The sequence below is a fragment of the Chryseobacterium shigense genome, assembly GCF_900156575.1.
In the GTDB taxonomy this organism is placed as follows: domain Bacteria; phylum Bacteroidota; class Bacteroidia; order Flavobacteriales; family Weeksellaceae; genus Chryseobacterium; species Chryseobacterium shigense.
Map to the genome: position 1 here is coordinate 527,548 of NZ_FTNY01000001.1, position 25,412 is coordinate 552,959.

23 protein-coding genes are annotated in these 25,412 nt (G+C 38.3%); 6 read left to right on the forward strand and 17 right to left on the reverse strand.

Annotation, left to right across the window (positions count from 1 at the left end; translation table 11 throughout):
• Positions 1-65 precede the first annotated feature (65 nt).
• From BW964_RS02490 to BW964_RS02530, 9 genes are all read right to left on the reverse strand, one after another.
• Entirely contained in the window at positions 66-1,637 is a 1,572-nt protein-coding gene (locus BW964_RS02490; protein ID WP_076504408.1) for a M20/M25/M40 family metallo-hydrolase, read from the reverse strand.
• 222 nt (positions 1,638-1,859) lie between these two features.
• Positions 1,860-2,036, reverse strand: a complete 177-nt coding sequence (locus BW964_RS02495; RefSeq protein WP_073332466.1) for a histone H1 — start codon at positions 2,034-2,036, stop codon at positions 1,860-1,862.
• Between the two features lie 177 nt (positions 2,037-2,213).
• Entirely contained in the window at positions 2,214-2,801 is a 588-nt protein-coding gene (locus BW964_RS02500; protein WP_123911969.1) for a hypothetical protein, read from the reverse strand.
• 311 nt (positions 2,802-3,112) lie between these two features.
• On the reverse strand, positions 3,113-4,462 hold the full coding sequence (locus tag BW964_RS02505) for a DUF3526 domain-containing protein (protein ID WP_076504412.1): 1,350 nt from the start codon (positions 4,460-4,462) through the stop codon (positions 3,113-3,115).
• A 2-nt stretch (positions 4,463-4,464) separates the two neighbouring features.
• A complete protein-coding gene (locus tag BW964_RS02510) occupies positions 4,465-5,913 on the reverse strand; it encodes an ABC transporter permease (RefSeq protein ID WP_076505409.1) in 1,449 nt (482 codons plus the stop codon).
• 10 nt (positions 5,914-5,923) lie between these two features.
• A complete protein-coding gene (locus BW964_RS02515) occupies positions 5,924-8,398 on the reverse strand; it encodes a TonB-dependent receptor (RefSeq protein ID WP_076504413.1) in 2,475 nt (824 codons plus the stop codon).
• 10 nt (positions 8,399-8,408) lie between these two features.
• Complete coding sequence (locus BW964_RS02520) at positions 8,409-9,110, reverse strand: ABC transporter ATP-binding protein (RefSeq protein WP_076504415.1); 702 nt, start codon at positions 9,108-9,110, stop codon at positions 8,409-8,411.
• 69 nt (positions 9,111-9,179) lie between these two features.
• Positions 9,180-9,539 carry a hypothetical protein gene (locus BW964_RS02525; RefSeq protein WP_076504417.1) on the reverse strand — a complete coding sequence of 120 codons (360 nt, stop codon included), beginning with the start codon at positions 9,537-9,539 and terminating at the stop codon, positions 9,180-9,182.
• A 182-nt stretch (positions 9,540-9,721) separates the two neighbouring features.
• Positions 9,722-11,167: an aminotransferase-like domain-containing protein gene (locus BW964_RS02530; RefSeq protein WP_076504419.1), complete on the reverse strand. Its 1,446-nt coding sequence runs from the start codon at positions 11,165-11,167 to the stop codon at positions 9,722-9,724.
• 105 nt (positions 11,168-11,272) lie between these two features.
• Here BW964_RS02530 and BW964_RS02535 point away from each other — a divergent pair, with 105 nt between their 5' ends.
• The 6 genes from BW964_RS02535 to BW964_RS02560 all read left to right on the forward strand — a co-directional run bounded on the left by BW964_RS02535 (position 11,273) and on the right by BW964_RS02560 (position 18,123).
• Complete coding sequence (locus tag BW964_RS02535; protein ID WP_076504420.1) at positions 11,273-11,788, forward strand: hypothetical protein; 516 nt, start codon at positions 11,273-11,275, stop codon at positions 11,786-11,788.
• A 792-nt stretch (positions 11,789-12,580) separates the two neighbouring features.
• A complete protein-coding gene (locus tag BW964_RS02540) occupies positions 12,581-13,495 on the forward strand; it encodes a helix-turn-helix domain-containing protein (protein WP_076504422.1) in 915 nt (304 codons plus the stop codon).
• 93 nt (positions 13,496-13,588) lie between these two features.
• Entirely contained in the window at positions 13,589-14,794 is a 1,206-nt protein-coding gene (locus tag BW964_RS02545) for an MFS transporter (protein WP_076505411.1), read from the forward strand.
• A gap of 154 nt (positions 14,795-14,948) precedes the next feature.
• On the forward strand, positions 14,949-15,311 hold the full coding sequence (locus tag BW964_RS02550) for a hypothetical protein (protein WP_076504423.1): 363 nt from the start codon (positions 14,949-14,951) through the stop codon (positions 15,309-15,311).
• A gap of 590 nt (positions 15,312-15,901) precedes the next feature.
• Entirely contained in the window at positions 15,902-16,864 is a 963-nt protein-coding gene (locus BW964_RS02555) for a beta-1,6-N-acetylglucosaminyltransferase (protein WP_228432033.1), read from the forward strand.
• Between the two features lie 545 nt (positions 16,865-17,409).
• Positions 17,410-18,123 (forward strand): carbonic anhydrase family protein, encoded by a 714-nt coding sequence (locus BW964_RS02560; protein ID WP_228432031.1) that lies wholly within the window; start codon positions 17,410-17,412, stop codon positions 18,121-18,123.
• 225 nt (positions 18,124-18,348) lie between these two features.
• Here the strand turns inward: BW964_RS02560 and hemH are convergent, their stop codons facing one another.
• The 8 genes from hemH to BW964_RS02600 are packed head-to-tail and all read right to left on the reverse strand — an operon-like array spanning position 18,349 to position 25,336.
• Entirely contained in the window at positions 18,349-19,377 is a 1,029-nt protein-coding gene (gene hemH / locus BW964_RS02565; RefSeq protein ID WP_076504426.1) for a ferrochelatase, read from the reverse strand.
• 51 nt (positions 19,378-19,428) lie between these two features.
• Complete coding sequence (locus BW964_RS02570; RefSeq protein ID WP_076504428.1) at positions 19,429-20,709, reverse strand: cryptochrome/photolyase family protein; 1,281 nt, start codon at positions 20,707-20,709, stop codon at positions 19,429-19,431.
• Entirely contained in the window at positions 20,696-21,388 is a 693-nt protein-coding gene (locus BW964_RS02575; RefSeq protein WP_076504430.1) for a lycopene cyclase domain-containing protein, read from the reverse strand. Before BW964_RS02575 ends, BW964_RS02570 begins: the two co-directional genes overlap by 14 nt.
• Positions 21,389-21,390: 2 nt before the next feature.
• The gene (locus tag BW964_RS02580; RefSeq protein WP_076504431.1) at positions 21,391-21,849 is read right to left on the reverse strand and encodes a sterol desaturase family protein; all 459 of its coding nucleotides are present in this window, start codon (positions 21,847-21,849) and stop codon (positions 21,391-21,393) included.
• Entirely contained in the window at positions 21,849-22,316 is a 468-nt protein-coding gene (locus BW964_RS02585) for an SRPBCC family protein (RefSeq protein WP_076504432.1), read from the reverse strand. The genes BW964_RS02580 and BW964_RS02585 overlap by 1 nt, the downstream gene beginning before the upstream one ends.
• A gap of 31 nt (positions 22,317-22,347) precedes the next feature.
• A complete protein-coding gene (locus BW964_RS02590; protein WP_076504434.1) occupies positions 22,348-23,184 on the reverse strand; it encodes a phytoene/squalene synthase family protein in 837 nt (278 codons plus the stop codon).
• 2 nt (positions 23,185-23,186) lie between these two features.
• A complete protein-coding gene (locus BW964_RS02595) occupies positions 23,187-24,659 on the reverse strand; it encodes a phytoene desaturase family protein (RefSeq protein WP_076504435.1) in 1,473 nt (490 codons plus the stop codon).
• Between the two features lie 2 nt (positions 24,660-24,661).
• On the reverse strand, positions 24,662-25,336 hold the full coding sequence (locus BW964_RS02600) for a MarR family winged helix-turn-helix transcriptional regulator (protein ID WP_076504437.1): 675 nt from the start codon (positions 25,334-25,336) through the stop codon (positions 24,662-24,664).
• Positions 25,337-25,412: the final 76 nt, after the last annotated feature.

Genomic DNA, 25,412 nt, shown 5'->3' on the forward strand with positions numbered 1-25,412 from the left:
ACATTAATCTTAGTCTCAAACCCAATGTCTCATATCTGGTGTCTAGTATTTAACGTCTATCCCCACTATCTATACTCCTTAGAATCCCTCCTAGGTTCCTTAGCTTCCGGCCATTGTACCGTTCCGCCTTTATCGTCCTGAGGCATTACTCTTCTTTCTCTGCTTGTCAATTCAGGATCTTCTGAGGCCATATAGGCCAATGCAGCCGTTAAAACCACATTATTTTTCACCTCATCAAAAACGATTTTGTCGTAAGTGTCTTTTGTGGTGTGCCATGTATAACCGAAATACCCCCAGTTCAGAGAGCTCAGAGAAAATCCCGGTACTCCCGAGGCTACAAATGAAGCATGGTCAGAACCTCCGCCACCTGGCATTCCAGGGAAATCTGTTTTAATCTGATCTCTAACGGTTTTAGGAACTCCATTGAGCCATTTTCCAATATAACTATAAGAATCTACGAATCCCTGACCACTGATATTGATCACGCGCCCCGTTCCGTTATCCTGATTGAACACCGCCTGAGTTCCTTTCATAATCTGCGGATTATCTGCAACGAAGCCTCTTGATCCGTTTAATCCCTGCTCTTCACTGCCCCAAAGTCCTACAACGATGGTTCTCTTGTTGTTCGGGTAATATTTTTTCAGGATTCTCATCGCCTCAAGCATGGTAAGGGTACCTGTTCCGTTGTCTGTGGCGCCCTGCGCTCCGTCCCACGAATCAAGGTGAGCAGAAAGGATCACATATTCTTCCGGCTTTTCCTTTCCTTTGATGATTCCTATCGTATTAAAGTTTTTTGCATCGGGAAGAATCTTAGACTGTGCTTCTACTTTAATCTTGGGCTTAGCTCCATTTTCTGCCATTCTGTAAAGCATTCCATAATCCTCTACCTCAATGTCGATCATTGGGATCTTTGAGGTTTTGGCCCCAAAAATTCTGTTGGCACCCATAATTCCCGTCCAGTTGGAAATAGCTATTCCGGCTGCTCCGGCTTTTTCCAATGCTTCAGGAAGCGTATTATTATCATAGCCGATATTTTTCACATAATCGCGGAAATCTTTGGAAGCCTGTTCTTTTTCTGCTTTCAGTTTTTCGTACAGCTCCGGCGTGGCAAATTCTTTGATCTGCTCGTCAGAACGTCCTATTTTCTGGTATTGTGCGATAAGTACTATTTTTCCTTTTGCGGAAGGAAGCCACGCATCAAATTCAGCTTTAGTAGAAACTTTGGGAAGTACTACCACCTCTGCTTCCACTGCTTTTTTAGTGGCGGGGCTCCAGGCAAGCTGTGTTGCAGCCAATGATTTCACACGAGGATACGTCATATCTACATGCGTAATACCCCGCTGCCACCCTTTCCATGTTCCGAACTGCTGAAGGCTGGATTCTATTCCCCATGAACGGAGTTTAGCAGCGGACCATTCATTCGCAGCCAACATCTCCGGAGTTCCTACAAGGCGAGGTCCGATACCGTCAAGAAGCTCATACGCCATATTTTCAAGCTGAGAACTGTTGTTGATTTCATCTACAAAGCTTTTTACAATAGGGTCAAGTTTTTCTTTCGGATCTACTTTCACCTGAGCCCATGAGAACTGGGCAGCCAGCACAACTGCCGGAACAGCAAAAAATCTATTTATCTTCATAACATATATTGAATGCTTAAAGATAAAAGAATTTGTGGGAATGAAGAAGAAAACGGAGCGTTAAAAGGGGAAATTTGGTGATTTGATAATGGAATGTTGTGGCTCCATGTAAAAAATCACAGTGGCTCTTTAAATACAGAGTTCAAGAGAAAAATTACAACGAATGATTACTGAAGATCAGATCAAAAAAAAGCCGGCTCACTGAGCCGGCTGGAGAACGAATTATTTTTTAGCTTCGTCAACTGAAACTTTTCTGAATTCTTTGAACAATTTGCTAAGTTCTAAAGCTGATTTACGAGCTCTTGTACCTGCAGCTTTGTTTCCTTTTTCTGCTTGTTGGTTAGCCTCACTTGCAAACGCTTCGAATTCAGCGTTGATTTTTTCAATTAGTTCTTTCATTATTTTTAAAATTTAGGGTGCAAATATAGGTTTTATGGTAATTCCAGCCTAGCTCCGGATAAAAAATTTTGGTTCCAAATGCTATTTTTTTCTTTTTTTCCTCCACCGAACCGTCATTTTTTACGTTTATGTTAAAAATTCCGATCTTTTATTAGACCTGGTCGCTCTTTATAAGGATTATTCAAGGATTATATCATCCATTTGTCTTGTACATTTATTCTTATTCCAAAATTCTATGACCGTCATATATCCCTCATTGCAGCTGCAGGCCTTTTGCGGGTCAGAAAATGCAGAAGATTTTAAAACCGGATGCCGCTTCTTATCCAACCGGTAAGATTCATTAACACTATATTGACTTATCACTTGTTTATAACTTTCATCACCATCAAAATACTGATATTCTTCAAACAGAATATCGTTTTTATAAACTGACGAGAGTACCCGATCGTAATTGTGTTCTGTGTATTCGTAGGTATATTCATCAAATTCATTTCCTCTCTGGTGGAAAGAATAAGCCACATCACCGTTTTTATCCTTTAGATAATACCGAACTTCATAGTCTGGATCATTTTCTTTGTCGCTTCTGTAGAAGGAAAGATACTTATTCTTAGGATCGGGGCTGACTTTATCGGGAGAGAAACTTTCTATCTTTTCTGTACCTCTGTATACCGGATTCAGTCCATCATTAATGAAATACAGCTTTCTGTTATCTTCTTTCTTCTGTGCATAATAAAAATTTCCGTCATAGCTTGTTTCAAACTGCACTTTTTCCTCACATTTAAAATCAACTGTATTGGCTTCAAAAAATCGGGGCAACCGGATTCTTTCCAGGTCTTCAAATCTTCCGTATATGGCAACTGGTTTTTATATCACAAACCCATTATCAGAGCTGGGAAATTTGATCTCAGAAATCAATTTCTCATTATTAATACAGGTGGTTTTCAGCGATTTAAAAACACATTCCACCCCATAAATATATCGCTGTCCGAAAATAAAAACCGGGAATAAAGCAGCTAACAGTATATTGACTTTCATACCTCCTAAAATACAAAAAAGTATGCTTCAAACCGACAATCTTACAAAACCGTCTGCTTCCTGAAATTGATGCTTCCCATGAAATAAAACAACAAACTGAACAGCAATAGCGGACCCAGCATCGCCAACCAATGGATTGTGCTACGTTCATTATAATATTCCAGCTGAAATTGATTCCAATCGATGCTTCGCGTAGGTTCATTCGAGAAGATTTTGGGATAAAAGAAAAGTCTTTTACTTTCATGGAACCTTTCTGCTGCCTGTATAAACCTCAACTGATCAGCCAGTCCGGAACCCGTAAGATCACTCAACTGAACCTGTACGTGCAGCCCCGGAACAAAGTAAGAAAGCGTCCGGCTCATTTCTTCTCTTTTCCAAAGCTTGGCTTTCAGCTGATCCGACTGAATTTTAGATTCATCATCTCCCATCTGCTGCATGGCATAATACCAAAGCCAGTGGAAACTTTCTTTCGGAAAGCCATAAGACCGGAACTGAGGATAGTGTTTATAAAATTTTTCCAAAGTCGGCTTCTGATCGGTATCCCATTTTTCATGATAAGCTTCCCTCTGCCCGATGGCGGTATCCAATGCTTCCGGAATCGGGTATCGGCTTAAAATAAAATGATTGAGAACAGCCGGAAGGATAATCGTCAGGGTAATCCAGAAAGACAAAAGACCTGCTGCCCCTGCTCTGGAACTTTTATTCCAGGAAACGACCCAGAAACTTAAAGAAAACCATACAACAATATAGAAGAGCGACACTAAAACAAAACCTGCCAGTGCTCCATTAATAGTTAAATTCAAAAGAGGAACCGCCAGAATGATCAGCAACAGCAAAACCCCGGCAATAGCGGTAAAACGGACCACAAACTTTTTAAACAGAATTCTGAAAGGCTTTTGTGACTGTACAGACAGGAGAATCCATGTACTTTCTTCTTTTTCTTCCGACAGCAAATTATAGCAGAAGGAAATAATCACCAGCGGAAACAGAAAAATGATCACAAAACCAAGATCCAAGCTCCCCAAAAGCAGGCTGACAGGATTCTGAAGATCGGTATCATACTTCTGTCCTTCCAGATTTCGGATGGTCAAACTCCGGATGGAAGGATTAACATCTCTCTGCCCGATTGATAATGCATTCAAAGGATCTGTATGATTGACCAATCCAAATTTGAGATAATACAGCAAAAGTCCCAGATCTTTTTCTATATATCCCGTATATCTCTGAATATGCTCCTTCTGATACACTGCTGTTTGCTCAATATTGGCTTTCTGCTTATCTACAAACTGCCTTCCCACAAAAATACTGACGAGTCCTGATAATAACAGGAACAGCATTCCCAGATAGGCAGACTGGGAACGAATGAAGTTCTTAAATAATAAAAGGTACATGATTAATTTATTTTTAATGTTTTAGACATAAAATGAAGGATAATAAGAAGCCCTACAACCCATACCAGAAGGGAAAGCACGGATGCGATTTCATTCTGAAACAGATCCGTCTGACTAATGAACCGATAACGGAAATCAGGAAGCTCTTTCCAGTGATCTCTGCTTATGGTATAGGGCTTATCATCTGCCTGCTGCTTTTTATTGCTGATATTTTCCATCTGCAGCTTATTCATCAGCTGGGCCAGTTGGTACCTGTAGTCTTCCACCTGTTCCTGATAGCTGATATAAGAATTAAAATCTGATCCCGTAAGGGCGGTTGACAGGTCTTTAACGGCCTGAAAAGGATTAACAAAAGCGAGTGAACGGTTCACGCTGTTCTGTTGTTCATAAATATCAAGCTGTTTTTGCCAGTGTTTATTATAAATTCCTGAACTTATCTTTTCTCCTTCCGCCATGATATACCCGCTATAATTGAAAGGCAGTTCTTCTACTGTTTTCACCTGATAAGCCTGCAGAAGAGAATCTTTTATTCCTTTATAATAGATATCATTCGGATTGTGGCTGTCTCCGGTTTTTACCAGCTCATTTTCCACTTTGGTGTCAAAATCGATCTTTGACGGAGCCGGATACAGATATCCCCCGAAAGCCTGCGCAGTTCTCGGAATAATAACGATAAACAAAAGCCACAAACCAATCAGCCTGACTAAAGAAGATTTTGAAGTTTTGCTTATGGCAGAAACCATTACGCAGACACTGCACACAATAAAAAAGTAGATAAAATAAGCTGTTGCTATCCAAAAAAGGCGTAAAAATTCATCAGTGGTACTTTTAAAACCCATCAGAGAAAACCACATAACGGCAGACAGCATCATGACAGGTACGAAAACAAGACTGACCAGTCCAAGAAGTCCCAGTATTTTCCCCGCCAGCAGTTCTTTCCATCGGACTCCCTGACTGAGCAATACTTTCAACGTATTGTTTTCCCGTTCTGCCGAAATACAGCTGAACCCCAGGAAAAATATAAATAAAGGAATCAGGGTTTGTAGGATCATTGCCGTACTTACCTCCCCGAAACGCAGCATGCCGGATGAAAATCCCGCTTCTGAAAAATTAACGGTATTCTGCTTATGAGCTTCCAGAAATACTGAATTTCCCATATACCGTTCCAAACCATAATCAAAAAAGCTTAAAGGATATCTTGCTCTGAAAATCAAATAACCGTAATGGGCCATCCGGTGAGGATGTTTGTCCGGTTTTTCTTCCCACTGCTGGCGCACATCTACCTGATGTTTAACTCTGATATCTTCCTGCACTTTATAATCTTTCCAGCCTGTGTAGGCTGCAAATGCAAACAGCACACTCAGAATGAACAGAAGAAAGATCACTGCTCTGTTCTGTAATGACTGTTTCCAAAGCTGTATGGAAATCAGACGTATAATATGTATTCTCATATTCATAGATTTAAAATTTATAGATTGCTGTGAGCATTGCATTTCTCGGAGCTCCGGGAAACAGACGGAGATAATTTTGTGCGCCCAGCCAGTAAGTCGTGTTAAAAAGGTTGTTGATATTGAGAGATATTCTCACGGGTCCCTGCTTTGGGGTATAATACACCGCAGCATCAAAGAGGGTGTATTCAGGAACCAAAAATGAGCGGTTATACATCGGCACTTTATTGCCACTGTACTGAATGCCCACTCCTACCGCAATATCTTTTAGAAAAGAAGAGTCTCCAAAGCTGTATTTCTGCCAGATATTGGCGCTGTGAAAAGGGGTATTCTGTTTTCTGGCGCCTATCAGTGCGGGATCGGTATCGTCCATAATTCTTGCATCATTATACCCGTAAGATGCAAATACCTGCCATTGAGGGATGATAGTCCCGGTAATGTCTACCTCAAAACCGCGGCTCCGTTCCTGCCCTCTTGTTACCAGACGGTCTGGTTCAGCGGGATCATTGGCATTCAGCAATATATTCTGCTGGCGGATCTCATAGAAGGCTAAATCAATGTGGATCTTTCTATGAAAGAAATCAGCTTTCATCCCGATCTCTTTGGATTGGCTCCGTAACGGTTCAAAGGCTCTGCCTTCAGGAATAACAACCGGAGCCAGTGAAGCCGTATTCGACTGTGGCTGGAAGCCTTCAATATAGGATGCATACACATTGATGTTTTCATTCACATGGTATGTAAGACCAATTCTGGGGATCAGTTTGCTGTCTTTCACAACGATTTCATTATTCTCTTTATATCGGGTAATATCCTGAAACCATTCCTGTCTCAGACTTAGAAATAGATTAAAACGGTTCCATTTGATCTGATCCTGAATGTACATTCCGTTGGAACGTATCAAAGCAGGGGTCAATGCAATCTTTGAAAATACGTACTCTTCAGGATTTTTAATACTGTAAACAGGATTAGCCAGATTAAAGTGCTCTACATTGGGTTTCGGCATGGTAATCCCGTTGATTGTTACCATTTGATAGGCATCTGCATTCTGGGGATTATAGGAAGAAGCCGTCTTTCCATCCTTCAGAAGATATCCCCTTGCGGTATTTTGTGCCCTTCCTTTGTATTTATGGGTACTGATCAAATCATAACCTGCCAGGATTTTATGTTGAACAGGTCCCGTGTTAAGATTGAATACCAGATATGCATTGAGATTATCCGTATTCCAGAACTGATTTCGCTGTACCATCTGCATCCCGGCCAGTGTTGGAACAGGTTGATTATTGGCATCAACGGCAAAAGCATTGGTTGTTCTGTGCTCCTGAAGATCTTCCTTCCATGTCTGCTTCATATAGGAGGCATTAATGCTGATCTTATCATTAATACGATGGGTAAAATTGGACATGATGATCAGCTCCTTTGATTTAAAATAGTCATTCACCGCTCCCAGGTTGAAACTTACAGGGGTACTCTTCAGATCTGTCATTCCGTTTACCGCCCCGAAAATAGGCTGTCCCCTATCTATTTTTCCATTCAGATCGCTGTAGATCATTTCTACATTGATGGCTGTCCGATCATTGGGGATGTAGGAAAATGAGGGAGAAATCAAAACACTTTTCTGAGACTGTACATCCCTGAAACTCTGAGCCTGTGCATACCCGGCATTCAGTCGGTATAAAAGAGTTTTCTCCTTATTCAATGGTCCTGTAAAATCGAGTGAGCTTCTTATGGTGCTAAAGCTTCCTACGCTCATGCTGATTTCTTTTGCTGCTGTTTTCAGCGGTTTCTTTGTAACCAAAACGATGCTTCCTCCAGGATCTACACTGGAAAGAACAGCACTGGCCGGGCCTTTGATGACTTCTATTTTCTCTAGATTGGTCGTAATGGGCTGCATAAAATAATACTGCCTTGTACGCATTCCGTTAATGATGGTGCCTTCTTCATTCTGCGCAATTCCGCGGATGCTGAACTGGTTGTAGTAGCTTACGGGAGTTACACTGCTGGCCATTTTTACAGCATCACCAAGTTGAAAAGCTTGTCTGTCGTTAATCAGCTCCTTACTCACCGTAGAAATTGAAAAAGGAATATCCTTATTCTGAACCCCAATTTTTGTCGCTGAAAAAGAGTAATCACTATGGTATTTTTTTGATGCTCTGCCTATAATTTCTACTTCCTGAATGTTTCCTGCCTTATACAGGTGGACGAAGAGTTTTTTTGATAAAAATATGCTGTCTGCCTCTATGGGTTCAGCATGGGTTTCATAGGATTCGGCACTGACATTGATTTCATAGATCCCGGTTTTGACATCCGGGATGCTGAAATTACCATCCTGGGACGTTGTCTGATAGGTGTTATCGTTATTTTTAATGATGATTCTGGCATTTTTAAGCTTTTGCCGATTCTGGCCAACCACTTCTCCGGATAATGTCTGCTGCGCACAGACCTTCACACCGGCAGTAGCCAGTGCAGCTGTGATATACAAATACTTCATGAGTCTGCCTTTAAATGGTTTCCAGATAAATTGTCTGCAGCTCATCTGCGGTAACGGATCTGGCATCAAGGGTGTGAACCAAACTGCCTTCTTTCATAATGCCTATCCGGGTTCCCACATTCACAGCATTGAATATATCGTGGGTAGCCATCATAATGGTTTTACCTTTTGCTGCAAGCTCTTTGCAAATCCGTGTGAATTCGGCAGTAGCTTTCGGATCAAGTCCAGAAGTAGGCTCATCCATTAAAATAAGGTCAGCATTTTTGGCGACAGCAATAGCAATGGCCACTTTCTGCCGCATCCCTTTTGAATAGGCAGAGAGTTTTTTGTGATGGGCATCCTGCTGAAGGCTTGTATTCTCCAGAAATGTTCCCAATTCTTCTTTGGAATAGCGAAATCCGGCCATCTGGCTGAAAAAATCCAAATTTTCAATCCCTGTAAGATTAGGATACAGCTGTACCACTTCCGGAATATAGGCTATAAAATTTCTGGTTGTTTCTCCATTGACCTCCACAGGAACTCCATTGATAAGGGCTTGACCGGAAGTTGCTTTTAAGAATCCTAAAAAGAGATTAATGGTCGTGGTTTTACCGGCTCCGTTTTGACCGAGCAGACAGAAAATCTCTCCTTTCTGTACGGATATATTGAGGCCGCTTAGTGCAGTGACATGGTTGTATTGCTTACTAAGCTCGATTGCTTGTAATATTGACATGAAAATGTATTATGTAATTAAATAATTAAAATTGTTCAGCCCGCAAATGCAGGCATAGGATATTTAAAATTATAATACAGCCGGAGGACCTCTATCCGCTAAAGAAAAAAGAGCATAAGAAAATAGAAATTCGGGAGAAGAAGAAATCCTCCCGGTGATTTTTGTTAAGGCAAAGGCAACCTTGTACATTTCCCCCGTCCCTTCTTCACCCAGAAGTTTATGGTGGCAGATCGGACATTTGGTGTCACATGACGAAAAGGCCTTTTTGAAGATCTTCCCATGATCTCCTTTCGACTGCTGAAAAGAATTTCCTGCATTCTGACTGTGAAGAAAATGATGGTGGAGATATTCTGCCGGAGAAACCGCAAAAGCATAGACAGCAATGAATATTGCCGTTAAAAAGTTTTTAAAATGCCTCGTGATTCTCAATAGATAGATGTACTGATTGATATTGAATTCTGCGAAATTAAAAAATATTTAATTAACGGAAGGCTTTACTCAGATCAATTTTAAAATTTTTCTATTATGAATAGATTTTAACTGTACCGCATGGAGATGTAAATTTCAGGATCGCAATCATCAAAAAGCTTTATTTCTCTTTCCGGCTTTTACTACTTTCTCTTTAGAGCACTCAGCTCTTTTGCTTTTCTCCCTGCATTTTCCAACAAGACAAGGCTTTCCGGAGTAATACGGTCTGCAAATACGATCCGGAAATGATGGGCATACTCCTCTGTCAATGAAAATGTATTGCCTGGAGTAAACAGAATCCTGTTCCGGTCACAATAGTCAAAGAATGCTTTCATATCCGTTCCTTCCGCCAGCCTTCCCCAAATACTGTACCCTCCCTGAGGAGGATGAAAATAGGAATCTTCCGGAAAGTTTTTCCTTAAAGCATTCAACAGTTCAGCAGCCTGTAAATTGAGTTTTTTCCGGAATGAACGAAGGTGTCTGTTATAGCTGTTTCCCTGAAGAAGTTTCAGCATCAGCTCCTGATAAACAGGGGAAACCGATCTTCCTAAAGCAAATCTTGCCTTTTCCGAACGGGAATAAAAACGTCCGGTATCCAGCCAACCTAAACGGATTCCGGGTGCCAGTGTTTTTGAAAAAGATGAATAGGTCATCACAAGCCCGGAATGATCAAAGCTTTTGATGCATCGCGGTCTTTTTTCACCAAAATAAAGATCCCCATAAATATCATTTTCAAGAACCGGGATCTGGAATCTGGTAGCCACCTCCAGCAAATCTTTTTTGGCAAAATCAGTCATTGCAATACCTGTAGGATTATTGAAATTAGGAGTTACCACAATGGCATGGATATCATTCGACCTACAAACTTTATTCAAATAATCTGTATCAAAACCGTTTTGATAATGAACAGGGATTTCGATTGTTTTAAGTCCCAGGTTCGTCACAGCTTCGAGAACTGAAAAAACACAGGGACTCTCCACGGCTATAATGTCGCCGGGTTGGGTGACCGCTCCCAGGGCAATGGTTAAGGCCTGTAATGCTCCGTCTGTAATGATCAGTTCCTCAGGATTGAATAAACACCCATGCGCTGCCATCTGGTTGGAAATCTGCATTCTTAGCTCGGGCAGACCATTGGACGGATAATATCTCAATAATGCAGCTCCTTTTTCACGGATGACTTCCTGCATGGTTCTTAGGATCAGTTTTTGAGGGATCAGAAGATCTCCCGGTGCTGCTGCATTGAAAGAACTCACTTCAGAAGGTTTGTTTCGTGCTGAAGTAAGCATGACATTTTCCGCAAATACAGGATCTCTCACCACCTCAGGCAGATCTGTTTTGAGTTGAGAACCATTATTATCTGTGGAATAAGCTACAAAATATCCCGATCGTGGATGGCTTTCTACCAATCCTTTCATCATCAGATCATCAAAACCACTTTGAACAGAACTTGTGCTCAAATGGTATTTACTTTTGATCTCTCTCACAGAAGGCAATCGCTGTCCATGACTCAGAATTCTGTTTCTAATCTGATCTTCAATAACTGAAGTGAAAATTTCATATTTGTATGATTTCATGCTTATCTTATCCATCTGTACCGAACAAATTTACAAAATAAACAACTGTACCGATTAAATTAATGATCACTGTATCCCTTAGGAAGGCTATAATCTTCTAAATTTGAATAAAAAAGATTCATGAATATAATTTCAAAATTTACAGTGGGTTCTGAGGAGGGAATTTCTGATCTTATTAACATCATCGATGCTTCAGTTTACGCATTACATAAAGGACTTGTTCCTGAAACGGATATCAAAAAATATATTGAAGAGGAAATTGATCCCAGAAAGATGATCAATGATCTGAATGACCTCTCCAATCAGCTCATCATTACCTACGCAGATAATCAGCCTGCAGGTTACAGCATCCTTAAAAGCGGGTTGAGTCACCCTGCTCTGCCTGAAGAAAAAAAAGCTACAGAGATGAGTTTTGTGATACTTCCCGAATTTGACTCTCCGGAAACCAGAACATCACTTTGGAAAAAAAGCAAATCTGCAGCCAGTTTCACAGACGTTATCTGGATCAATATAATGGCGCATGATCCTCTTTCTGATTTTTTAAAAGAGTCGGGATTTTCTGTAGCTGCTGACGCTACAGCCGGACCTTTTCAACTGGCATCACACATTCTACAATTAGAAATCAGTAAAAATTAGTTTTTTAAAGAAAAGCGCCCATTTTTGGTCCTTTTACCTGCCCTTATTTTCACCACACAAAGCCAACGGTTTTCTTGAAAACTTAAGTGAACTTTTTCTTCGCAATTTATTTAACTTAAAAATAACTAAACTGTTCAAAAACTTTTGTGACTTTTGTGGTGAATATTCAATCTCACGCAGATTTCATAGATAACAAAGATCATAAAGTATCAAGAAAATTTAAACACTTTAGCACACTTTAGTTCAAAGTTTTAGAAACCTAGAGAAAGTAAGTAAACTTTAATAGAAAATCAATGATTTTCTTGAAAACTTAAGTGAACTTTTTCTTCACAATATATTTAACTTAAAAATAACTAAAGTGTTCAAAAACTTTTGTGACTTTTGTGGTAAATATTTCAATCTCCCTCAGATTTCATGGACAACACAGATCATAAAGTATCAAGAAGATTTAAACACTTTAGCACACTTTAGTTTAAAGTTTTAGAAACCTAAAGAAAGTAAGTACCCTTTAATAGAAAATCAATGATTTTCTTGAAAACTTAAGTGAACTTTTTCGTCGCAATTTATTCAACTTAAAATAACTAAAGTGTTCAAAAACTTTTGTGCTGAAAATTTCAATCTCTCCAAGATTTAACGGATGTAGATCATAAAGTTTTAAAAACCTGTGTAATTGGAAAAGGCTATTCAAAGGAAATTGAGAAAAACTATTTTACCCATTATCATTTCCCTCACAGAAAACAGATGTGCATTAACAGGGGTTTCCGTATCTTTGATTTTTATAATTTCTATATTATGAGTGATCAGCTGGAAACCATTGAAGATTATTACAAACGTCTCAGGAAGAATCAGATGAAAATGTTTGATTCGGATGATTTTGAAACGGGAAAGTCCCATTTCAATGTCTCTATGCGGAAATATTGTAGTTTTAAAAGCCCTTATAACCGCCGTGATTATTATAAAGTAAGCTTTATCCAGGGAAAGGGTACTTTTCAGTATGGTGCTCATGAATTGTATATTGACCGTCCTGCGCTGTTTTTTCCTTCGCCTCATATTCCGTATTCGTGGGAATGTGACGGGGATCTTCAGGAGGGGTATTTTTGCCTGTTCAATCAGGAGTTTTTTAATGGAAATACTGAATTCAATTTATTTAAGAAGACTTCTCTGTTCAAAGAATGGAGTAAACCTATTGTTTTTTTAACGGATGAACAGACGCAGCTGGCCACGCTGTATTTTGAGCAGATGTATAAGCTAAACAATTCGGCGTATCCCTTCCGGTGCAGCAGTATCAAAAGCCATCTGGCCTCTGTGATGCATCTTGCTCTGGAAAATCGTGTAGATGATATCAATCCTAATGAGCTTCCTGCCAATATCCGTTTATACCGTTTGTTTGATGAGCTTCTTAATAAACAGTTTCCATTGGATTCCCCGGCTTATCCGCTGGCTCTGAAAACGGCTTCTGATTTTGCGGAGCATCTTAATGTCCATGTTAACCATTTGAATTCATCTGTAAAATCGGTAACACAGCTTACTACGACTCAGATCATTAAAGAAAGGGTGTTTGAAGAATCTAAAAATCTGCTGAAATACACCAACTGGGATATTGCTGAAATAGGATATACCCTTGGATTCGACCAGCCCTCTCATTTCAACAATTTCTTTAAAAAACATGCTGAGGTTTCTCCGCTTAAATTTAAAAACACAATTTAAATCTTTGATTTTTGTAATTTTTACTTTGTCTTTTAAAATTCAACTGGGCATTTCTTAGTCTATTTTTGCCTGGTAAAATAACGAACGAATATGTTGTTGAAAGAAGCATCTGAGAAAAGAATCAGATTAATCACCATTATGGCTTTTGTGTCGATCCCGCTTTCGGGGTTTGTCACTGATATTTATTTGCCCTCATTTCCATCGATGGCTCATGAAATGCAGGTCTCTGAAAAAGATATCCAGATCACTTTAACATCTTACTTACTGAGCTATGGGATTTCTCAGCTGTTTGTAGGTGGAATTCTTGATAGCATCGGGCGTTACCGGCCTAAACTGATTGCCTTATTTTTTCTGATTATCAGCAGTATCCTGATTACAATGACAGACAGCATTCTATTGATCTGTCTGCTCCGCATTCTTCAGGGCGCAGCTGTTTCCATCCTTGTAGTATCTACCCGGGCTATTTTTGTGGATCTTTATGATTCTGAAAAGGTGAAACATTATCTGAGCTATTTCACCATTGTCTGGTCGTGCGGACCTATTCTGGCCCCTTTTCTGGGTGGATATCTTGAAAAACTGTTTAACTGGCATGCGAATTTTTATTTTCTTGCTTTTTATGCGGGAGCTTTATTTCTGTTTGAATGGTTTTTCAGCGGTGAGAGCTTACCGGAGAAAAAGAAACTTAATCTTTCTGAGAACATCATTCTTTACAAAATGATGCTTAAAAACAGAATCTTCATGCTTGGCATCTTTATTTTAGGACTGAGCTATTCTATTGTGATGCTTTTTAATATCACAGGGCCTTTTATTATTGAAAACACGTTTCACTTTACGCCGGTAGTTATTGGGTACTGTACCCTGATATTGGGATTTTCATGGATGATCGGAGGTTTTATAGGAAAACGGAGGCTTAAGCTTGACTTTAAGGACAGGATCTTACAGCCGATCATTTTACAACTGGTACTGATTGTGGGCCTGATTGCCACCAGTTTTTATGCGGAAAGCTTATTCATTATGGTTCCCTTTGCCTTTTTCATTCACATTTGTTCGGGAATTCTGTTTACGTCATTTTTCACAACAAGTATGCTTTATTTCCCTAAAAATGCCGGAACAGCCGGAGGATTGATGGGCGGACTGGTCTATGTGATCACTTCTATTACAAGTTTTATCATATCTGTCAGTGGAAACGTGACTGAACAGGGCGGCCTGGCCTGGCGCTACCTGGCGATTGCCATTATTCTTTTAGGAATTATTCTGGTGATGTATCAGGCGGTTAAAAAAGAAAAAGCAGAGAATTGATTCTCTGCTTTTTTTATGCTTATCAGATTTTCTCATTCATCCGGATAGGGTAATTTATTTTTATCTAATTTTAGGTACCTGTTACGGTAAGATATCTCTGTTAAAAAAGTAGTATTTTATCCACGCAAAACAGATCCGAAAAAAATTCAGGGACATGAAAAAATATATACTCTTAATCCTGCTATTGCCTGTACATCTTGTTATATTCGGGCAAATTCAAACCGAAAAGACTTATAAAGCGATCATCAGGCATCGCTGTGTAGCAACGACCAATGGAGCCTATGACGTCTATATCTTTCATGAAATACTGTTTAAAAACGGCTCTGCTTTTATAAAAGTATATGCGCTTCCTGATATGAATCTAAAAGGAGACAAAAAGGATCATCAGTCTAAAAAATATCCCTATAAAATAGTCGGTAAAAAAGTATACATTGACGGCTATGAATATTCACCGTTACTTGTTGACAAAGCAAAAATGATGACCTTTGATGGCAAAGTTTTTAAATTAAATCATTAATCATCATCTTTCGAAAGAAATTTTATCTTTAACAGAAATACAACCACTGTAAAATCAAAAAATAAAAAAGGCTCATGAGCTTACTTTTCCGGTAGCTTTACTACTATTGGTTACTGCTATCAATACATTGCGTCCTGTACTCCTTCTTGCGTATCACAATCATTGTTATGATCGCTGCCTTAGTCCTTTTTGCCGGGTGAGTAGACAAAAACAGAGCGGCAAACGATATCGGATAATGATATTTCCCTCTATTTTATTAACCTAAATAATTCATTTAATGTAAAAAAATACAAAAATAAACAGGACACAAAAAATCAGTGAAAGTATTATTAAATTTACAAATGACTTATTTTCAGTAAACTTCAAACAGCAATTGAATGACCTTTTAAATAAATATTGATTTACAATAAATTACAGATCACAAAACACAAATTACCTTTAAGTCATTACGGTCCCCAGATCATTACAAAGAAGTTTATCAGCTTTATCATTTACAATAAAAGTGGTTTAATTTTCGTATATTTATAAAAATATCTATTAATACTTTATAAAATGAGTTGTAAACATTCATAATTTTAAAATAATATAAAATGAAAAGTGTTTACATAGGCGAAAGCGATGGGCATGAAATCGGCAGTATACCGATGAAAACGATGAGTATTGCGTACTTAATTCTGGTACATCGCCTCCCTAATCAGTTTAAAAAACTTTTTACAGCCATTTACGAATCTACCAATTTTTATCTGATCCATATTGACAAAAAAGCGAGTCAGGAAATTGGCGAAGAGATCAGAACTTTCTTGAAAAATTATACAAATGTACATATCCTTGATAGCGAAAACGTCATTTGGGGCGGATACAGTATGGTACAGGCTGAACTGGACGGGATGCAATACCTTCTCAACATGCATGCAAAATGGGACTATTTCATTAATTTAAGCGGACAGGATTATCCTCTGAAATCACAGAAAATAATTAAAGAGTTTCTATCTAAAAACAACGGTAAAAGCTATATCAAAATAGCCGACCAGAAAAAATCAAGACCTGAAACCATGAACAGAATTGAAAATTATTTTGAGGAACTGGAGGATAAAATTTCAGATAAAACCCACAAAAGAACTTTCATGAAAGATGTGGTTCCCTATATTGGTGGCCAGTGGATGATTTTAACCAGAGATTGCTGTGAATTTATCACGAACAGTACGGAAGTGAAAAAGTTTGAGGAGTATTATCTGAATACTTTGATTGCTGATGAATCTTTCTTCCAGACCGTTTTGATGAATACCACATTTACAGGTACTCTGGTAGATGATGATAAGAGAGCTATTATCTGGATTCCGGACGGGGATATCAAACTGCGTCCCAAGACTTTCACAAAAACCGATTTGGATTTTCTTCAGAAAGGGAATCATCTTTTTGCCAGAAAGTTTGATGATAATGTAGATCATAGCATTATTGACTCTATTCAGGTGCAATATGATATGCCTTTTAAAACAATTGTGAAGATGATCGATGTAAGAAACATCAGTACAAGTGGGTCTCACTTAAACTAAAAGCCATTAAAATTATTATATGAACCCTAACCACTTTGCGGTTAGGGTTTTTTGTGGAAATCATCAAAACACAACATATCCAATTTTGGATATTTATTCAAAACAGGCTTTCCCATAGGGATGTTTTTTTAAAAAAAAACTGCCCATTATAAAAATTCTGATCTGCAACAGAATTACACTATTCACCAGCCTAAAAAATAGATTTGAGGGACGAAATAAATCGCTTTTACTATCACTGATGAACTATTCATTTGATTTCCATCAAAAAACACCTGGAAAAACAAGTCACAAAATGGTATAATTTAAGAAAAACCATAAACCAAAAGGAAAAATTATTGAAAACAAATAACCGAATACAAAAATTCAATTAAAATCAAAATAAGCGCGTATTTTTTATTAATTACACAATATAAAACCTAAATATTTCGTAAATTTGACAATAATGAAACTCGAATGTAATCATTTTTATGGAGATGAAATTGTAGTGTGATGAAACCCATTAAAAAAAATAAAAAATGAACACAAAAAGTAATTTTTTTAGAATTATGAGTTTAATTCTAATTCTTTTCGTAAGTACATCTTGCGAGAAAGCGAAAGACCAGCCAGTCCCTTTTGATCAAGAAGACATGATTGATGATGAGTTTTTAACTGAAAAATTTCAATCTCAATTGACGCCTGATTTTGTACTGGACGTCCTTAAAAAAAGAAACAAGGAATTTGTGGATGAGAAACTTACCATCCGTAATACCTCAGAAAGAATAAGAAAAGCTTCCCTTGGACAATATCCGGGAGCCGTTGTTCTTTCATGTCTAGATTCCCGTGTTCCTGTTGAAGATGTTTTTCATTCCGGAATCGGCGATTTGTTTGTAGCCAGGGTTGCAGGAAATATCAGCAATGAAGATATTATAGGAAGTCTTGAATTTGCCTGCAAAGTTTCCGGTGCAAAAGTAGTGGTGGTTTTAGGCCATGAGCATTGTGGCGCCATAAAATCTGCGATTGATAATGTAGAACTTGGCAATATTACAGCACTTTTGGCCAAAATAAAACCGGCTATTGACGCTGTAAATAATTTTAAAGGAGAAAAGAGCTCTAAAAATCCCGGGTATCTGGAAGCGGTAACGCAATCCAACGTCAAAGAAACCATTTCGAACATAAGAAAGAACAGCTCTATCCTGAAAGAAATGGAAGAAAAGGGTGAAATCAAAATTATTGGCGGAGAATACCATATGGAAACCGGCAATGTAGAGTTTATCAACTAATAAAATTGATACTGAAATCATAATTACAGCCCTGTCCGCATCCGGTCAGGGCTTTTCATTTCTGACCACAAAAAAAGCCTTCCCGGGAGGAAGACTTAAAAACACAAATGATGAAAAAAAATAATTTTTTCAAGCCAAATATAGTACATTTTTCACTCCCGAAAAGAGTGGCATTAGGACTTTATGATTTTTTTGTGACTCCAACATTTCAGTACTTTGGCGTCGTTATACTAAATAAAACTGATCAAGTTTTTCTTCACAAAGCACCTTTACGACCTCTATCCATCGATCTTCATCATTCAGACAGGGAATATAATGAAAGTGCTCTCCTCCGGCATGCAGAAACTGTTCTTTTCCTTCTACAGAAATTTCTTCCAGAGTTTCAAGACAGTCGGAAACAAAGGCGGGACAGACAATAGCCAGGTTTTTGATCCCCTTTGAAGGAATCGTTTCTAAAGTCTCATCAGTATACGGCTCCATCCATTTATCTTTTCCTAATCTTGACTGGAAAGAAATGATCGTCTTTTCTCTCGGCAGACTCAGTTTTTCAATCACTTTTTTTGTCGTATCAAAACACTGGTGACGGTAGCAGAACTGATGGCTCGGATTGGTTTCTCTGGAGCAGCAGTCATTAAGGTTACAAGTTTTAGTGGGATCCGTTTTGTAAATATGTCTTTCGGGAACTCCGTGATAGGAAAACTGCAGGGCGTCAAAATTTTCAGGAAGTTTTTCCTTGATACTTTCCGCCAGACAGTTGATATAAATATCTCTATGATAAAAAGGCTGAATATAATTGATCCTTACTTTTGGAAATTTCTTTTTTCTTACTTCCTCGGCTTTTTCAATGACAGATTCCGTTGTACTCATGGCATATTGCGGATAGAGGGGAAAAAGCACGATTTCAGAAACCCCCTGATCGACTAATTTCTGAATTCCGGTTTCAATACTAGGTTCAGCATATCTCATGCCTATTTCTACAGGGACATCTACAACTTTCTGGAGCTTTTTCTGAACTTTTTCAGTGATGACAATCAGTGGAGAGCCTTTATCTGTCCAAACGGTTTTGTAAGCTTCTGCAGATTTTGCAGGCCTTGTATTTAAGATAATTCCACGGACGAGTAAAGCACGAAAAATCCAACGGTAATCTATTACCCGTTCATCCATTAAAAATTCATCAAGATACTCCTTTACATCCTTTACCGCTGTAGATCTTGGTGACCCAAGATTTACCAATAAAATTCCTTTTTTAGCCAATGTTCTTTATTTTAATTATGAATGATTTTATAAATTGATCTTGTCAAGGGTTCAATTCAATGCTTTTTTATACGTATCCAAAGCTCTTGCTCTGGCAAATTTGTGCTCAACCAACGGCTGCTGTATCTCTTTACCCGGAAGCCATTTTTTGATGTATTGCCAATCTTTATCAAACTTTTTGGTCTGCTCTTCAGGATTGAAAATTCTAAAATAGGGAGCGGCATCGCAACCACAACCTGCGGCCCACTGCCAGTTTCCATTATTAGCCGAAAGATCATAGTCCAGAAGCTTTGTGGCAAAGTAAGCTTCTCCCCATCGCCAGTCGATCAGAAGATGTTTGGTCAGGAAACTCGCGGTAATCATTCTTACCCGGTTGTGCATGAAGCCTGTTTGATTCAGCTCGCGCATTCCTGCATCTACAATAGGATAACCTGTTTTGCCTTCACACCATGCTTTGAACTCTTCTTCATTGTTTCTCCAGGGAATGTCTTCATATTTTTTCTTAAAACAGTGGTTGACGACATGAGGAAAATGAAAAAGAATCTGCATGAAAAATTCTCTCCAGATAAGTTCACTAAGCCATGTTTCACTATGTTGAAGGGCAAATTTCACACACTTTCTCACAGAAATAGTTCCGAACCGAAGGGCAATACCAAGATGGGTGGTATGATCCATTGCTGGAAAATCCCTGTATTGCTGATAAGAATCGATGATTTTTTTATCCAGTGAAGGCCGGGTAAATTCGATGCCTGTCTTTTTAAAACCAATGTCATTAAGGCTGAGCATTGTTTTATGGTCTTCCAATGATTCAAAATTGCCAAAATCAACGGGATAAACTTCAATATCGCCTAGGTTTTCTCTCCATCTCTTTGAATAGGGAGTATAGACCGTATAGGGAGACTGATCACTTTTCAGAATATCATTTTTTTCGAAGATCACCTGATCTTTGAAGTCTGAGAATTTCACTCCGCTTTTTTCAAGAAAATCAGCCACTTCCTGATCTCTTTTGATCGCCTGTGGCTCATAATCTCTGTTGCAGAATACGGTATCAACCTCAAAATCTCCGGTCAGCTTTTTGAAGGTATCCAGTGGTTTTCCGTAATAGGTTTTAAGTCCGCTTTGATGGCTTTCCAGTTCTTTATTAATAGCATCAAGTGCCTGATGAATATAGTCTACTCTTTGATCTGATTTATCCTCCAGCTTTTCCAGGATTTCGGCATCAAATATAAAAACCGGAATCACTTTCAGTCCGGCCTTAAGCGCATGATACAAGCCTGCATTGTCTTCAAGCCTGAGATCTCTTCTGAACCAGAAAATATTAATTTTGCTCATTTCTTTTCAATTTTTGAAATAAATAAATGTTCCACAGAATCATTTCATAACCGTAAACGGTATCTTCTATTGGAATAGTCAGCATTCTGATTCCCATAAAATCCTGAGGATTGTAGTTGACAATCGGGGATTCAAGACCTGTGCCGGTAAGGATACCATTCACCAGGAGAAATCCGGGCATCAGCACCAGATAAATGAATGAAGCTTTGCCGATCCACCTTGATTTTAATACAAAATAAAGCGTGAACATACTTACCGCTGTGGATAAGAAAGTAATAAATGTATAGATCTTATCCTGAAAATAAAAAGCAATTCCCAATGCTGAAACAATGGAGATGATCACAAATATTTTTTCCGGCAGCGGTTTCCAGTCCAGTTTAAAAAATTGATCCAGACAGAAATACGTGAAAATACATGAAAAAGGAATACAGAAGAAAAACAGGATCTCTTCAATGGGAAGATGGTACACCCGGATTCCTAAAAGATAGGCATCATTGAACCACCACACTCCCCTTTTGGTAAACCAGATATCCCAAAAAATGAAAACAAGAGCCACAACAAATGCTGCCTTTAAAAAAGCAGGAAAATGCCTGTTGAATTTTATTTTAGGATGAAATGAAAAAACAAAACAGATGATGACCGTAAAAAAATTAATCAAAAGATAGGTGTAATGGAGCATGATCAGGCTTTATGTCGATTAAAATACATTTTAAAATATTTGATGGGAACCCACAAAAATCCGAAACACTCTCCTTCTTCTTTTCCGGTATGTTTATGATGCTGCTTATGGGCACGCCTGATGGCTAGTAAATATGGGTTTTCTGTATTGCGCAGGATTTTAAGCCGTTGATGGATAAAAATATCATGCACAAAAAAATAAGCCATCCCATACAGAGCGATTCCTACCGCAATATAAAACCAGAAATTAAAATTCTGTACCGTTCCGTAATACATCAGAAGAATCGTCGGCAAGGCAAAAATGAGAAAGAAATAATCATTTTTCTCCATAGCCCCTTCATTGCTGTGATCGTGATGATCTTTGTGCAGCATCCACAGAAACCCATGCATGATATATTTATGGATGAGCCACGTCATGCCTTCCATAATGAAAAAAGTACCTACTACAATCAGGAAATTCATTACTTTATTTTTTTATTGAAGCGTTCTTCTAAAACTTTATACCTATAGCTGAACACATGCTCAAGCTTTTTTTTGACAAAGATGGCATGGGCTATTTCACCCAAAAATCCCAAAGGAAGTTCATAATCTACTGTGTCCTTCATCAAAACTCCCTTTTCATTAACGATAAATTCGTGGTGGTGATTCCACAGCTTATAAGGTCCTTTTTTCTGAAAGTCTGTAAAACTCCTTTGAAAATCAACCTGGGTGATTTCGGTTTTCCATTTCATTTTTATACCTAATATTGGGGAAACATAATAGTCAATAATCATCCCTTCATAAATCTCATCATCCATCATTTGGGTCAGGACGATAAAATTCATATCCTTCGGTGTGATTTCCGAAAGGTTATTGGCAGAAGAAAAAAAAGTCCATGCTGTTGCGATATCGCAGTTCAGCTGCTGTTCCCTGTAAATTTTGTGTATCATTCTATTCTCTGAGATTTATATATTGGTGAGCTTACAGAAGCGATGCTTTATACTGTACATAACTGCTCATCATTAAAGATATTTTTTTTCCGTTGGAGATTCTTATTCTCTGGTTAATCATATTGCTGGCAGAAGTTCGCTTAATTTTCCGGAACAACGAAACATAATACCGATAAGCCAGATACACCCCGAATTTCGCAGAACCCGGAAGTTTCTTAATTCCTTCCAAAGCGATTTTAAATTCTTCTTCAATCTCTTTTTCAATATGAGATTTCACGGTATTGTCAAAATACGAAATATCGACATTCGGAAAATAGCAACGTCCCAAAACCTGATAGTCATCTTTCATATCCCGGAGAAAATTCACTTTCTGAAAAGCAGATCCCAGAATCATGGCGTATGGTTTCAGCTTCTCAAATTCTGCTGTATTGCCTTCTGTAAAGATATGAAGACACATCAGACCTACCACTTCAGCAGATCCCACAATGTATTCTTTATATAAATCTGAGTTATAGTCAATTTTCTGAAGATCCATTTCCATACTTTTCAGAAACTGATGAATAAGGCTGTAATCAATTTTGTATTGGTGTACCGTCTCCTGAAACGACTGTAAAATAGGATTCAGGGAGATTCTTTCTTCCAGCGCTTCAAAAGTTTCCGCTTTGTATCTTGATAAAAGTTTATGCTTATCATAATCATGAAAGCTATCCACGATTTCATCTGCAAGACGGACATATCCGTAAACCGCATAGATCGGATTTCTGATTTTCGGGGAAAGCGCCATTATTCCCAGAGAAAAACTTGTACTGTATTGTTTAGTTGTTTCTCTGCTCACTTTGTAAGAAAGGTCGTCAAACAATTTTTTCATAATTAATATATTTTACTGGCTTCGTTTGCTGCTATTTTTCCGGAAATAATGGATGGCGGAACGCCCGGACCAGGAACTGTAAGCTGGCCTGTATACAAGAGATTCTTTATCTTTTTATTCCGGATGGAAGGCTTTAAAACAGCCGTTTGTGATAAGGTATTCGCAAGACCATAAGCGTTGCCTTTGTAGGCATTATAATCTTGTTGAAAATCATTAATGCAATAGCTTCTTTTATATTCAATTTTTGAAATAAGATCTGAAGTTCCGGTATGTTTTTCCAATCTTCCGATCATTTCATTAAAATATTTTTCTCTCATTTCATCAAAATCTTCCATTCCGGGAGCCACAGGCATTAATAAAAAAATATTCTCACAGTTTTCGGGAGCGGTCCCTTGATCTGTCTTGGATGGGCAACACACGTAAAACAAAGGCTTGGTAGGCCATTTTTTGTCTTCATAAATTTCCTGGGTATGAAGTTCCAGATCGTTTTCAAAAAAAAGGGTGTGGTGCTTCAGATTGGGCACTTTCCCTCTAATTCCCAAATAGTAAATAAGACATGAAGGAGCAAAGGTTTTTTTCTCCCAATATGATGCCTTGTAGTTTCTATATTCCTCAGGAAGAAGCTGACTTTCTGTATGATGATAATCGGAAGAAGCAATGACAAGATCAAATGTCAAGACTTCTCCATTTACTATTAAAGCATTGGCTTTACCGTTTTCAACCGTTATTTTTTCTACATTTGAATTAAAGTGAAAATGAGCACCCTGTTCTGATGCAATCTGCATCATCGCATCAGTAACTTTTGAAAAACCGCCCATAGGATACCAGGTTCCCAATTTATATCCACCGTAATTCATCAAACTGTATAATGCAGGAATATTTTTTGGGGCAGCGCCCAGAAAAATCACCGGAAACTCCATTAGCATAATCAGTTTTGGATGACTGAAATATTTTCTTACAAACTGACTGAAATTGGTCAGTAGATCCAGCTTCAAAGCATTCTTTGCCATTTTGGGTGAAATAAACTCAAACCACGAATGGCAGGGTTTATTCACAAATTCTTTCATTCCGATTTCATATTTGATCTGAGCATCTTTCATGAAGTCATCAAGCTTTTTTCCGGCTCCTTTTTCCATGCTTTCAAATAAAGCCCTCATTTCCTCATACCGGTCCGGAATATTCATCACACCGTCTGAAAATACCATTTCAAACTGAGGATCCAGCGGAACAAGCTCATAAAAATCAGCTGACTTTTTTCCAAAATCCTCAAAAAATGCTTCAATAATATCCGGCATCCAATACCAGCTTGGCCCCATATCAAAAACATAGCCCTGTTCGGTACGAAACTTTCTTGCTCTGCCCCCTACGCTGCTGTTTTTTTCAAAAACATGGACTTCATTCCCCTCTTTTGCCAGGTAGGAAGCTGCAGATAAGCCAGAAAAACCTGAACCAATGACGGCTATTTTTTTGTTCATGATCAATTTTTTATGAATGAATACTCTTTACTGATGACTTCAATAAGGTTTTTAGCATCAATATTGCGAGTGAATATCGGATGGTGAAATTTTTCAAGTTTGTCCAGAATACGGATCAGCTGCATTTTTTCAGAATAACTAAGATCTCCGGCCACAATGTTGGTTGCCGTTCTTATTTTTCTCATCTGATTTTCCAAAGATGCAATGCCTGAACTTGTAATCTGTATTATTTTGGTTCTTTTATCTGTATCGGAATCCGACTGCTCTACCAAACCGAGGTTGATAAGCCTGTGGATGATCAACATTCCTACAGACTTTTCGTGAACATTTTTCTTAATAAGCTCCATTTTGGTCATGGCGCCGAATGTTTTTAAATTAATCAGATAAATGAAGTCTTCCTGTGTCGCAAAGTCTGAATCTACAATAGCTGATTTTGAATACGATTTGGCGTACCTGTTCAAATGAACCAGTGAAGTACTGATGGCGCTTTCAGCACTTCTTCCATTCTCTTTACCAGCCCAATAGGGTTCATTGGCGTCATGATTTAGTGTCAGAGGCTCCTTGCTGCATAGCCACGCCTTAAAACCTTCAACATCTGAAGGGTAAGAATTTATCTTATTCTCTTCATCAAATTCCTCAAGCAATCTGATAACATCTTTTACGACTGAATAATTCATCTTGTTAATAATTAGTACACAAATATACTAATTAAAACAAAATAAAGATTATATATAAACTAAATTTAATACTATA

Excerpts from the sequence above, each read along its gene's own strand:
- BW964_RS02490 (WP_076504408.1), bottom strand. The coding sequence starts at position 1,637 with ATGAAGATAAATAGATTTTTTGCTGTTCCGGCAGTTGTGCTGGCTGCC.
- BW964_RS02495 (WP_073332466.1), bottom strand. The coding sequence starts at position 2,036 with ATGAAAGAACTAATTGAAAAAATCAACGCTGAATTCGAAGCGTTTGCA.
- BW964_RS02505 (WP_076504412.1), bottom strand. The coding sequence starts at position 4,462 with ATGTACCTTTTATTATTTAAGAACTTCATTCGTTCCCAGTCTGCCTAT.
- BW964_RS02510 (WP_076505409.1), bottom strand. The coding sequence starts at position 5,913 with ATGAGAATACATATTATACGTCTGATTTCCATACAGCTTTGGAAACAG.
- BW964_RS02515 (WP_076504413.1), bottom strand. The coding sequence starts at position 8,398 with ATGAAGTATTTGTATATCACAGCTGCACTGGCTACTGCCGGTGTGAAG.
- BW964_RS02520 (WP_076504415.1), bottom strand. The coding sequence starts at position 9,110 with ATGTCAATATTACAAGCAATCGAGCTTAGTAAGCAATACAACCATGTC.
- BW964_RS02530 (WP_076504419.1), bottom strand. The coding sequence starts at position 11,167 with ATGGATAAGATAAGCATGAAATCATACAAATATGAAATTTTCACTTCA.
- BW964_RS02535 (WP_076504420.1), top strand. The coding sequence starts at position 11,273 with ATGAATATAATTTCAAAATTTACAGTGGGTTCTGAGGAGGGAATTTCT.
- BW964_RS02540 (WP_076504422.1), top strand. The coding sequence starts at position 12,581 with ATGAGTGATCAGCTGGAAACCATTGAAGATTATTACAAACGTCTCAGG.
- BW964_RS02550 (WP_076504423.1), top strand. The coding sequence starts at position 14,949 with ATGAAAAAATATATACTCTTAATCCTGCTATTGCCTGTACATCTTGTT.
- BW964_RS02555 (WP_228432033.1), top strand. The coding sequence starts at position 15,902 with ATGAAAAGTGTTTACATAGGCGAAAGCGATGGGCATGAAATCGGCAGT.
- BW964_RS02560 (WP_228432031.1), top strand. The coding sequence starts at position 17,410 with ATGAGTTTAATTCTAATTCTTTTCGTAAGTACATCTTGCGAGAAAGCG.
- BW964_RS02570 (WP_076504428.1), bottom strand. The coding sequence starts at position 20,709 with ATGAGCAAAATTAATATTTTCTGGTTCAGAAGAGATCTCAGGCTTGAA.
- BW964_RS02575 (WP_076504430.1), bottom strand. The coding sequence starts at position 21,388 with ATGCTCCATTACACCTATCTTTTGATTAATTTTTTTACGGTCATCATC.
- BW964_RS02580 (WP_076504431.1), bottom strand. The coding sequence starts at position 21,849 with ATGAATTTCCTGATTGTAGTAGGTACTTTTTTCATTATGGAAGGCATG.
- BW964_RS02585 (WP_076504432.1), bottom strand. The coding sequence starts at position 22,316 with ATGATACACAAAATTTACAGGGAACAGCAGCTGAACTGCGATATCGCA.
- BW964_RS02590 (WP_076504434.1), bottom strand. The coding sequence starts at position 23,184 with ATGAAAAAATTGTTTGACGACCTTTCTTACAAAGTGAGCAGAGAAACA.
- BW964_RS02595 (WP_076504435.1), bottom strand. The coding sequence starts at position 24,659 with ATGAACAAAAAAATAGCCGTCATTGGTTCAGGTTTTTCTGGCTTATCT.
- BW964_RS02600 (WP_076504437.1), bottom strand. The coding sequence starts at position 25,336 with ATGAATTATTCAGTCGTAAAAGATGTTATCAGATTGCTTGAGGAATTT.